An 11,834-nucleotide genomic window follows, 5' to 3' on the forward strand; every position below is an offset into this window, starting at 1 on the left:
CTTCTCTACTCAAGTAGACCGCTCAAGTCATCACATAGCACATCTGGTCATGGCTACCATGAGCCTGAAGTGGGGTTATATTCAACGAGAGCGATCACAACTGCACCAAATTTGAATCAATCCTCCACCGAGAAATGCCATTAGTAACAGCGGTGGAATTGAACGCCCACCGAGAATTTCTGCACCAACAATGACACCGATCGCTGAGCTGAGCAGTGCGATCGCCTTGTCACTAATTGATGAGCAAATACCGAACTGCTCGTAGATGGTTAGCAAAGCAAATGCAAGTAGAGCAACAAATACAATCCCTACAACAAGAAAGGCGAATTGGACGAAAGACAACATACTTCCTCTTTCTAAAACAGTCCTGCAAATTTTCCAAACTCTGGAAAATTTGCAGGACTGATTGATTAAAATTTTCAAACTTTGGAAAAATTTCAGGTCTACTCGTAGGAGCAAACCTGCCGATTGACTACGCTGGGAAAATCGTCCACTGAAGCTGGTCGCGCTGGTCTGGCGCTTCTTGAATGACAAATCGAACTGGAGCTTCACGATCGTTCGTGTAGACTTCAATTTCGCTTTCTCTAATTCTAAGCAACGCACATACAGTCTCAAACCGTAGACCCATACGCTTCACTTCAAACGGTGATAATGGCGCAATCCGAGCCTGAAACAGCGCTAGATCAGGCTCATACCGAAAAGCGAGACGTTCTACAAACTCGACTCGCGAACGGTTCATCTCAGATTGAGGAAGTGGCAAATAGATTCCAAGCATTTTTCCAAAGAACTCAGCACTTTCTACGGGCTACCGCGTTCTCCTCAAAGACATCGCTGAGTGGTAAACCTCAATCTGAGCTAGTTTGCTTTTTGCAAGTAGATTTAGAAATATTAAATTTATGGGCAGTACGATCGCATCTTAGTTGCTTCTCTAACATAAACAACAAAAATGGAGTACGATCGCTAAAATCGTCGAGCTTCGCTTTTTTCTTCTACTTGGGGTTTTACGATGTCTCATAGCTCTTCAAACAATTCCAAACGAGACTTCTCAGGTTTGTCATCTTCTGTTAGCCGCGATGAAGTTGTCGATCAATTGTCATTTAGTGACAGCATTGATGATTTGCTGGCGAGTGGAGAACTTCAAATCGATGATCTCCCCATTGATGAACCGATCATCTCAGACGAGTCACGGGCAGTCTTTGAAGCCTACGCCATCGAGATGAATGAACGGATTGCGTCTGGAAAAATGAAGCTAATTGCCGCTGACGACTTTTAACTGATTAAGAAATTGTCGTTTCGCTTATCAATGGTGAGAGAAAGTCGATCGCGACTTTCCATATTGCTCTGTTTCCTCCCGTGAGGTTGCAATGGTTCTGAGCTTTGTTCAATACGATGCTAAATTGCTCCGTCCGCTTGAAATCGCAGCAAAGGAAGTCAATCATACGCTATTAGAGCATTTGATTGAAGTGGAGCAGCAACGAATGGGAAATTGGGAAGCTCGTTATGTCACCGCGCAAATTTATGAAGGCGTAACCGCAGATGATCTGCGTGCTTTTCGAGATTTAGAACTGCAACTAATTTTGGCAAATGGAAAGTGGGGATATTTTACCGATGCCCAGACCGCTGCTTTAGTTCAGCGTCAAGTGGCTCGATCGAGCGATGCGATCGCATACGGTAGCCTACTTCTCTCTCATGCCAATGCGTCTACAGTACGATCGCAAGGTAGAATTCTGGTTCTAGATGATACAGCATCGCTCGAAGCAGCAATCGCTCAACTTTCCAAAATCCGCCAAGCATTGGGAACCAACTTTAGTGAAGCAGATTTACGAGAGGTTCACCAAAAATTAGGAGATTGCTATAGCTTGGTGTCTTCTAATCTGGCTCATGCTGTTGCTTATTCATCTCATCAAAAACAGGTCAAAGATCCAGACCATTCTCCATTTCAGTTTCGAGCAGGATCACCAGAAATTCCAGGCGTGATTAAAGGAACCTGTCGAGTGAGTGGGTGGTGCGATCGCTTACAAGTCGCTGCGATTTTGTCTCTTTCATCATTCAAAGCAACCCAACAACTGAACGGAGAGAAACCGCTACTTCTGGGCGTACACACTGTTTCTAACTTCTTTTTCGCGAATAAAACCTATGCTGCAACCAGCCAACAAAAACGGGGACTACAGCCTGCTTTAGTAACCCCCGAAGCGACGCAGCAGGAAGTGTTGCCGGAGCTGGTAGAAAAAGCGATCACAACTGCTCAAGTTCAAGCGACCTCACAAGCAGCGATCGATTATTATCTGAGCGTCGCAGAACGAAAGCGCAATGTCTTAGATGAGATAGAAGACTCAGAGGACACTGTAGAAGAAACTTACATTGATCCGATCTACGAAATTCTCAAAGCTGACCCCTTTCAGCAAATGCAAGGACATCCCAAAGTTTTAGATGCGATCGCAAAAGTTCTGCATCATGAGTGGATGGATGCGGTAACTGTAGGCGTTTATTCTCCTTCTGCGATCGCTCAACCTCACGCTAATCTCAATCCTTGGGAATGTTGCTTTCGAGAACTACCGCATGGCGCGTTAGTTTCGCTGTATCGCTCTCCATTGGGAAATATTGCTGGAATCGGCACATTCATCAATAACACAGAGCAACTCAGAGAAACCGACTCAGAAGCCTTTCGACAGCAAGGTGTGATCTATCTCAATTCTTGGTCAGCGGCGAATGTTTTGATCACAGATTTTGATGGCGATCGAAACGCGATCGTTTTGGGTTATGTAGCAGTTTCGCCTGGAGCGACTGTTTACAGCTTACAAGAACAACTGAGAGAATTTTCTGATCCTCGAAGTGCTTATGAAGCAGCACAATCATTATTTCTTACTGCTGTTCAAGACCCAACGATTTTTACTCCAACTGAATCACCCGTTTTTGTGGCAGAAGTATTGGATAAAAATCGACCCGAAGTCCGTCCGATTTCAGTGAATAAAGAACCGAAGATCGAGCGGCAAGGGACGATCGAAGAATGCGCCGTTCATGCAGCGAACAATCCGACAGGCATTGTTGCGAACTTGAGCATGAAAATTGATTCGCTATATTGGGACATTGCTTATCTCACTCCAGAGCAGCGTCCTGCTTACCTTCAGCAGATTTGTTCGCACTATGCCAAAGTTTTAGAACGCACAGAAATTCCTCAGCATGAAGATTATGCCGCAGTGCTATCAAGCGGAGATTTACAGTTTCACGATCGCATCCGGCAGATTGTGAATGAGGGTGGTCAAATCTTTCAGCTTCCAGAACAGACTCGAATAGAAGCGGCTGGATTAGTTCTTCAAGAAGTTCAAACTCTGTTACGGGACGTTAAAGGAATCATTGCAATGAATTTGCAGCGGGCTGTAGATTCACCAAAAAGTGCAAGAGAGGTGGCTTGGCATCTCCAGAGTTTTGCAGCCGCGCTGGGAAAGTACAAACAGAACTTGTTGCTGAACCATCGCAAGGATACGGATCTATACCAGCCGCTAAAGCCGAAAGAAGCAGTCGAGTCAGCCCATGTCCTTCCTACTAGCACCGTCGATCCGGCAGCACAAATTGCAAAGCAGGTGAATCAGCATTACCAGGAAGTGATGTTGACACCTCGAAACCGCGATAGCTTCTTGCCTTTATTTCCAAATCGCGAGCAAGGCGGATTTAGTGAAATTCAGGCGAAAACAGCTAGATCGTGGATCGATGACTACAATACTGTCATTCAACGAGCTGCGATCGCACAAGAACGAGCAAAAACCGAAGTCGGTCCCAGTCTTTTGATTCAATCGATCAGCGGTCGCCAGCTTAGAGTCATCAATCTTACAGCCTGTGATCCTCAAGGAATTTCTCCCATTTGGCAAGCGGCTCGACAAAATACGTTTTTAGAAGTTCGAGTCGGACTCAATCCAGACTGGCAAACAAAAACACAGTTCCCTTATGCGCTCTTCCTCGACTCATCAAAATCCGTTGGCTTGATTAGCGCAGAATCAGTTCAAGCAAATCAAGCTTGGTTACAACAGGCAAACATCGAAAAAACATTAACTATTTCACCCGATCGGATTGAGCAATTTGTTTTTGAACCTCACATGACGATCGCGCAAGCTAAGGCAGAAATTACCGCAGCAGTGCAGAAAATTGCTCAACAAGCTGAATTATTAGTTCCTGCTGAACGCACTTCAATGGCAACCGCACTTTGGCATCAGGGTGGACAGCATTTAGTGATTCAAGCTTTTCATCCAGAGCTATGTCAGCAGATCCAGTCATTGCACCTTCAAACCATGATCGTTGTTGGACTGCAACATTCAACTAATTTGCATCGAGGACGAGCATTCTCAAGCGAACCATGCGCGATCGCAGTTGCTGTCGAAGCCAATTCAGAAAGCCCGATCGCAGGGCGAACCGTACTCCAAGTTGAAGGAAAAACGCTGGCTCCTTTCTCAACCGATAGTTATCAACCGCCGATTGGAACTCAGGGTGAAGCACGAATCGTGCCAGAAGTTCCGGCGATCGTCAAAGCAATTTTGCCGAATGGGACACCGATTAAAATCAATCAAGTTCAAGCACATTACTTTACAAATCAGCTTTGGAAGGATGAAGCAGTTGAACTCGGTATGAAACGACGAGAACGCGAAGGGAGCAAATGGTCTGATCTTGTTCTAACGATGAGGGACTCGGCTGGACAACTACAAGATTTAGGCATTGTTAGCACCGCAAAAGATAGACAGGCTGTAGAAGCTGCGTTTCGGCAAGTATCGCCTGTCTTAAAGCGAGAAACGACGATCGCGGTAACGCTTACCTCAGACATTGCTCGACTTGCCACTGTTCATCTCGTTCCCGAAAGCTTGCAGCTACCCAACGCAAACCCGCTTCAAAAACAGACTGAGCCAACAATGATGCAATCCAAGAATACTTCAGAGCAGTTGTATGCTCAAATTCTCAAGACCGAATATGTTTGGTCAGCAGAAGCACTGAGCCGATATCTGAAGCCTAATCGAAGCTATGATTACATTCAGTACGAGCGCATCGATCGCCCGAATGCTCCCATCACTCAACGTCTACCGATGTACTTTGATGGTGCAATGATGACGCGCATCACGGGCGTTGCCAATAGCTTATCGCCTCAAAGCTCATTCGATAATACGTTCGATGCGATCGCAGCAGGATGCCTCACCAGTACCCTAAGAAATCATGGACAAATTAGAGCTAACGTTGGAGACATTGTTGCGATCACTGGACAACCCGGACAATCACTTTGGGCAAGGATTACAGCAATTCAAACTCTGACTGTTCCATCCACTGGCATCAATTTTCAAGCGATTGAAACTCAATCTACTCAATCCAGTTTACGATCGTCACCCGATCGAATCGGATCGCTTGAGCCGCATCAAGTGTTTGTGTTTGGCTCAAATCGACAAGGGATTCATGGAGCAGGAGCCGCGAAGTTAGCAGGACAGTTTGGAGCAGAGTATGGCAACCCTCAAGGTATTCAAGGACAGGCTTATGCGATCGTCACTAAAGATCTCAATTTAGGAGCGCGGTCAATTCCACTTCCTGAAATCGAAGCTCAAATCAATCAGTTGATTAACTATGCGCGATCGCATCCAAATCAAGAATTTCTAGTCACCCGAATCGGCTGTGGACTTGGCGGCTATCGGGATAGCGAGATTGCTGCACTGTGGATCGCAAAGCCAATCCCCGAAAACGTGAGACTACCTCAGTCTTTTATCGAAGTCATTCAAACTGCGTCTAATCGAACAACAGAGGATTCAGTTAAGTTACCTCGATCGAATCCATTAGCAGATTTACCTGCGCTCAATGCTGCAACGGCTCGACAGATGCAGAAAGATATTGCGATGGCAGAAGTTGCAACTCAATTCATCGGAAAATCCGCCGCTCCAAGTCATACGCCCTCCAGTACTCGAAACTATGAGCTTGCTTGGGGCGGTCGTGCCAACACGGGCTGTTATGCTCCAACGGATATCATCATGGTGAGTGGAAGCGGTCCTTGGCGCGGAGTTTCTGACGTATCGATTCAACAAATCTTTCAGACGCACTATCAGCCACTGTTGGATCAAGCGATCGCGGCTCAGGCTCAGTTCGTCATTGGCAATGCAGCAGGAACCGATCAACTCGTGCAGCAGTATTTACGATTGCAGGGTTATCACTTAGAGTGGAATTCGATCAGCGCATCGAGTGGTTATCTTAAAGCAACTTCACCTGCTAACATTGCAACTCCGATCGCAGCAGAATTAGCTCAAGGTACTGATACTTTAGTAAAAAATCGTACAAGTTATTGCCCCAGTCGAGGAGATCTTTTTCAGTGGTATCAGGCTTATCAGATGCGTGCTACAACTCACACCAATGATCCGCAAAAACTTCAACAAGACTATGCAGGAATGGCATATGTTGAGGCGATTCGACTGCGACAGAAGACCGAGGGGCTGCAAATCAACCAATCTCCCCAAGCGACGATCCGCAATGCGAGAGGGCAAATCGTAGACCCATCACGCAATGAGTTCCGCAATCCAGCCGTAGTTCTGTCCTCCGAGGATTATCAACGAATGCAAAAGGCAATTCAGTACCTGCAACATCATCAAACGTCAATCAATCGTGCCGTAGGAGTCTCGCGATCGCCCTGATCGAGCAGATCTATTCAAAGGCGACTCACTACAGCAATCGCTTCACAATTCTGTCACTAATCTTGATCATCAACGTATCACTTTTGTTCTAGTTGGAGTGGCAATCCCTGCGAAACTCCTTCCTAATACATCTGTTACAACGCCTTTTAATATTGGTCATTCTATTGCCTTAGAAGGTTTGTCAATTGAGCGTGCAGGAGTTTTGTCTGAAGGATTTTTAAGTTATATAAGCTTCCCCTATGTAATGTTAATGTTCAAGCAGTTTTTGACTGGATAGGAGGACAACCATTTCTGACGCAATCGAGGTGAAGTTTATGAGAAGCTCTTTGAAATTTTTGCGATCGCTCTCTTCCCTAATTTTGCTGCTTAATCTCTAGACATACTGAGCCACTACTGTGGCAATTTTGACTAGAAGTGCCACAATAAAAGCGACTTGAGCGAATCTTGCCTTGGAGATACTGACTGTGCTGCCATCAATTTTTGAAACTTGTACCCCTAGAGACGAAATTCTCTCCGGCGAACTGTCGCTCGATTTGTTTGCTGCCAAGCTGAAATTAGTCGTCGATGGCAACGCACCCAGAGTCTATCAAGACCCAGAATCGTTTTTCGCCAACACCTTTCCGACGGAAGGACTGAAGACGCTGATTACAGAAGTATTTGGTCGCTTGGCAGGAACAGCGGTTGGCTCTCCCGTGATTCGGCTCGAAACCAGCTTCGGGGGTGGGAAAACTCATGACGAAATTGCACTTTGGCATATCGCTCGAAATGGTCGCAATATTCAAGGACTTAACCGTTTCAGCGAACGACTTGAACAAATTCCCGCGACTCCGGTTCAGGTTGCCGCGATCGCCTGTCAAGATCTCGATCCCACCAACGGCGACTTTCATGCTGAAACTGGCATCACGACCTATACTCTCTGGGGCGAAATCGCTTATCGCATCGGCGGTATTCAAGGCTACAGTCTGCTACGCGGATCAGACGAGAAGAAAGTAAGTCCAGGTACAGGAGTTTTACAGCAATTGATTCAAGATCGTCCGACGCTGATCGTCCTCGACGAGATTGCTCAATATTTGCGGAAATCGAAAGCGACGATCGTTGGCAATAGTGATCTTTCTAAACAGGTGGTTGCTTTTCTATTTGCGCTGATGGATCTAGCAGGCTCTTGTAGTAACCTGGTCTTCGTCTACTCATTGGCATCGTTTTCGGATACGTTTGCCGACGAGACAGCAGAACTTCAAGAAACGGTCAGAGCCTCAGCGCGACAAGAACGCATCCTTAGTCCGAGTACTGATGTCGAAATCTACAACATTGTCAAGCAGCGGTTGTTTAGTCGGGTCGATGAGAAAGCTGCTAAGAAAGCGGCTCAAGAATATCTCAACGCTTACCGATCGAGCCGCATCAATCTGCCCGATGGCTGCCAGGATGCCACGTATGCAAACACGATCGAGTCGAGCTATCCGATTCATCCAGAACTCTTCAACCTGCTAACCAAAAAGATCGCCTCGATCCCAAACTTCAATCGCACCCGTGGAGCCTTGAGACTGTTTGCGATCGCTACTCGCTACCTCTGGCGCGATTCAACGCACTGGATGCCGATGATTCACGCGCATCATTTACCGATCGGCGTTGATGAAGAAATGACCAACGAGCTAACCTCGCGACTCGAACGCCCGTTGATGCGATTGCCGATTCAGGCAGATATTTATAACTCCAGTGGTCGAGAGGCACACGCGCAACTGCAAGACCAAGATTGGATCGCTGCCGGAAAGCCCCCGTTTTCGACCTGGATCGGGCGCACGATCTTTTTGCATTCGATCAATCAAGGAGTCGTCGCAGGCATTCGGCGCACAGAACTGAATTTATCGCTGCTGATTCCAAGTATTGAAGCTGGGTTTGTCGAAACCGCGCTGGATCGACTGAGCGCAGTGGCTTGGTATTTGGACAATGATCCAATCACTTCGATCGCTCGCTTCAAAGAAGAGCCATCAATTAACAAAATCATTGCGGAAGAGAAAGCACAAGTCGGACGCAGTGAAGCGAAAGACGATTTGCGATCGCGGCGGGACACGATCTTTGCTAATCGCTACTTTACGCTGGTCGCTTCGCCGGAAAGTCCGAGCGATGTCGATGATGTGGCAGAGACGATCGCGCTGTGTGTGATTGACTTTAACGAAGCGATGGTGCAATCATCGAGCGATCCTGCTCCTCAGCTTGTCGAACAGATTTTCAGCAACACCGGGGATTCCGGGAAGTTTCGCCTCTTTCGCAATCGACTGTTGTTTTTGCTGGCAAATCAGCAGGAACTCGAACGAGCGATCGAGGTGGCACGAGAACTCAGAGCGATTCGCAATATTCTGAAGTCTCAAAATCGCTTAGAAGATTTGTCCGAAAGCCAACAAAAGCAACTGAAAGAAAAAGAGGGCGCATTAGATTTGAATGTGCGAGTTGCGCTGACGAATGCCTATCGGCACTTGTTCTATCCCGCAAATGATCCGATCAAAGCACCCAAAGGATTGATGCACTATCCGCTTCCAGCGCAGGATGCCAGCGATGTCAAAGGCAAGAACAATCAGCAAGAAGTGATTCTCAAAGCGCTGAAGGATTGCCAGAAGATTCGGGCTGATGATGCCCAGCCCTATGCGGTGGGTTTTGTTTTGCAAAAGGTTTGGGCAACCGGACTGGATTCAATCAGTACTAAGGGATTGAAAGAAGCATTTGCCAAAGATTTGGGGCTGAACCTCTTCTCAGATGCGGAGACTTCTAAACTCAGAACAACGATCGTGCAAGGTTTGACCTCAGGACAGTGGGATTTGAAAAGTGGCGAGCGCGTCTATATCAAAACGGATGCAGCTCCGCTCGTTCCGCCGGACATCATCGAATTCTCAGATCGAATGGTGCTGTATCGACGTGGCATTCTAGTTCCTCCGAAGCCCCGCGAAATCGAAATCAACGCGCAGGTCATGCCTAGTACTCAGCCGAGTAAACCCGTGCGAGTGCGATGGAAAGCGACGGGCGCACTTTCAGTCAGACTGTTTCAAGAAGGTGTCCTAATTGGAGGAAACTTCTTGCCTTCGGATGAATACGAAGGAAATATTACCCAAACGACCGTGTTTCGGATTGTGGCAGACTACGGTGAAGGCGATACAGCCGCCGCAGAATCGAAGGCGCGAGTGCAGTCGTATTCGACCCTCCCAGGCGGATCTCCTTCTGCCCGCGATGATGGTGCAGCGGATCTCTTTGGCATCAAGCTAGAGTTGTTTGATCTCGTGGGCAGTTTGAACAGCGTGTTTAATGATTTACGCGATCGCGTTCACGATGACAAAATTAGCGCGATCGAGCGACTAGAACTGAGCGTGTGCGAGGTGATGGATTATCGTAAATTCACCACTGCTCTACCGTTATTGATGCGGTATCCGATCCGAGTCGATCAATTCGTCACAATTCAGGGTGGCGACCAGTTTGTGCGATTAGAGTATCAGGGCAATATCAAAGGCTTTCAAAGCTATGCGAGTCCGACCAATACTCTATTGAGTACACCAGAAGTGCGAGCCGATGTGTCGCTGAAAATTACGATCGAGTTCACCACTCCAGTTCAACCGGAAGGCGTGGAAATGAAAGCGATCGAGCAGGCGCTTGGGAGAAATCCAGTGAATCGACTCAATTTAACGGTCAAGGTAATATACTGACAAAGCTGATCGCTCAGGAGCTTGAGATGCAGGAATTTCAACTCAAAGTCGTCCCGACTGATAACAACAACTTCGCGCTGGAGTTGTATCAGTGTGCGTACAAAAAGGCGGGTGAGAAGAAGCGATCGCCCTCGAAACGCATCGGTCGATTGAAGGGGCAAGCATTGATTCAGGCAAGACAGGCAGTGTATGACTGTCTCAAGGCGAATCAGTATGATCCGAAAACGTTGAAGTGCGATCGACAAACGCCGTATGTACTCGACGAGGAATCGGGTGTGAATTTGGCTTTACTGTTTCAGACGTTGCAGCCGTTGTCGAAGCCAGAACGGATTGCGAATATTGCGGCAGGAGTGCGATCGATGAGCAATGAAGAGTCGCACTACTGGTTTGCAAAGGTATCAAATGGTAAACGAAGTCAAGCGCTCAAAGCAATTCGAGTTTTGCTGGGAGATTAATTCCGTTGAATGATAAGCCGCTTTACAGGATGAGGATAAATTGGTTCAAGCGGGAATGTACACAACGTGAGGCATTCCCTGGCTCCGGTCAGGCGGGGATTAGCTAGATCCTGACTCATGCGCCTGCTTTCCCAGATCATATCCTCTTGTGATATGATGCGGCACACCTAGCCATTGCCCCTGGAGTTAAATGTAGTGTGCCCATCAATTCTGTAAGATCGCGAGGAATCGCTTAATTACGATTGCGTGATCACGGTTGAGTACGACGCTAATTTTTTGCAGCAGTAAGCATTACCTAGCGCTAATGAATAAAGAATCAGAGCGTCGTACATGACCAGATAGAATGCTCGCTTGACCTGATAGTTCTTGCTGCCTAATGCGGCGGCGACTCCCTTGTGAACATAAACGTTTCTGATGCCATAAGCTAGTGCAAAGATGTGTTTCGCTTGTAGTTCTCTTGATTCCTGAACGTGTGAAAGTGCATCAGCAATTAATCTTTGGGTCCCGCCTTGAGTGTCTCTAACCAGGTACTGGATAAAAGGATAGACCTCTCTGCGCCATACCGAACGGTGTAGCACTTGATTGTTCAACAGTTGATTGAAATTTAATGTGATTGGATCAAATTCGAGCATTTGCATTGTACTGCTGCTGTAGAAATTGACGTTACTATTTCGATCCTCGTCTTTGGGAATAATGTCCGCAGCAGTCTTTACCAGATGCTCAAAAGCAAACCATAAATCAGATATTTTAAGCATCAGGATATAGCAAGCACGGGTATCTTCTTTCGTAATTGATAATGAGTCGGTAAATTCAATCTCCATTCCCCAGGAGAGCTTGAATCGCTTGTTGAAAGAATCAAACGAACTGAGAGTTCTATCTTGGCGAATCAGAGGAATTAATTGTTTTGCATTTTCGCTGTAGCGCTCATAAAGACTTTCAAGAAGAATTTGACTCGCTTGGAAATGAACCTGCATTATATATCCATCCTGTTGATTATACTTAGATGCTGTGACAATTGAGACTCTAATATTGTTTCCTACTTGAGTTCC

7 protein-coding genes are annotated in these 11,834 nt (G+C 46.7%); 4 read left to right on the top strand and 3 right to left on the bottom strand.

Translation table 11 applies throughout. From position 1 onward, the window contains the following. Positions 1-81: 81 nt before the first annotated feature. Both NIES2104_RS28305 and NIES2104_RS28310 read right to left on the bottom strand, forming a co-directional pair. Positions 82-345 carry a hypothetical protein gene (locus tag NIES2104_RS28305; RefSeq protein WP_059002270.1) on the bottom strand — a complete coding sequence of 88 codons (264 nt, stop codon included), beginning with the start codon at positions 343-345 and terminating at the stop codon, positions 82-84. 127 nt (positions 346-472) lie between these two features. Beyond that, the gene (locus tag NIES2104_RS28310; protein WP_156427131.1) at positions 473-739 is read right to left on the bottom strand and encodes a hypothetical protein; all 267 of its coding nucleotides are present in this window, start codon (positions 737-739) and stop codon (positions 473-475) included. 312 nt (positions 740-1,051) lie between these two features. On the opposite strand from NIES2104_RS28310, the gene NIES2104_RS28315 reads away from it, so the two are divergent. The 4 genes from NIES2104_RS28315 to NIES2104_RS28330 all read left to right on the top strand — a co-directional run bounded on the left by NIES2104_RS28315 (position 1,052) and on the right by NIES2104_RS28330 (position 10,785). Then, positions 1,052-1,273 carry a hypothetical protein gene (locus tag NIES2104_RS28315; RefSeq protein ID WP_192843673.1) on the top strand — a complete coding sequence of 74 codons (222 nt, stop codon included), beginning with the start codon at positions 1,052-1,054 and terminating at the stop codon, positions 1,271-1,273. A 91-nt stretch (positions 1,274-1,364) separates the two neighbouring features. Then, entirely contained in the window at positions 1,365-6,644 is a 5,280-nt protein-coding gene (locus NIES2104_RS32525) for a hypothetical protein (RefSeq protein WP_059002273.1), read from the top strand. A gap of 464 nt (positions 6,645-7,108) precedes the next feature. Then, positions 7,109-10,330 carry an ATP-binding protein gene (locus NIES2104_RS28325; protein ID WP_059002274.1) on the top strand — a complete coding sequence of 1,074 codons (3,222 nt, stop codon included), beginning with the start codon at positions 7,109-7,111 and terminating at the stop codon, positions 10,328-10,330. A 26-nt stretch (positions 10,331-10,356) separates the two neighbouring features. After that, positions 10,357-10,785, top strand: a complete 429-nt coding sequence (locus tag NIES2104_RS28330; RefSeq protein ID WP_059002275.1) for a hypothetical protein — start codon at positions 10,357-10,359, stop codon at positions 10,783-10,785. A gap of 236 nt (positions 10,786-11,021) precedes the next feature. Here NIES2104_RS28330 and NIES2104_RS28335 read toward each other — a convergent pair whose 3' ends face one another. Next, positions 11,022-11,606, bottom strand: coding sequence for a hypothetical protein (locus tag NIES2104_RS28335; protein ID WP_202815232.1), 585 nt, complete (start codon positions 11,604-11,606; stop codon positions 11,022-11,024). Positions 11,607-11,834 lie beyond the last annotated feature (228 nt).

This window comes from Leptolyngbya sp. NIES-2104, assembly GCF_001485215.1.
GTDB lineage: Bacteria > Cyanobacteriota > Cyanobacteriia > Leptolyngbyales > Leptolyngbyaceae > Leptolyngbya.

Coding starts and splice junctions, on each gene's coding strand:
- NIES2104_RS28305 (WP_059002270.1), bottom strand. CDS start 345: ATGTTGTCTTTCGTCCAATTCGCCTTTCTTGTTGTAGGGATTGTATTT.
- NIES2104_RS32525 (WP_059002273.1), top strand. CDS start 1,365: ATGGTTCTGAGCTTTGTTCAATACGATGCTAAATTGCTCCGTCCGCTT.
- NIES2104_RS28335 (WP_202815232.1), bottom strand. CDS start 11,606: ATGGAGATTGAATTTACCGACTCATTATCAATTACGAAAGAAGATACC.
- NIES2104_RS28330 (WP_059002275.1), top strand. CDS start 10,357: ATGCAGGAATTTCAACTCAAAGTCGTCCCGACTGATAACAACAACTTC.
- NIES2104_RS28310 (WP_156427131.1), bottom strand. CDS start 739: ATGAACCGTTCGCGAGTCGAGTTTGTAGAACGTCTCGCTTTTCGGTAT.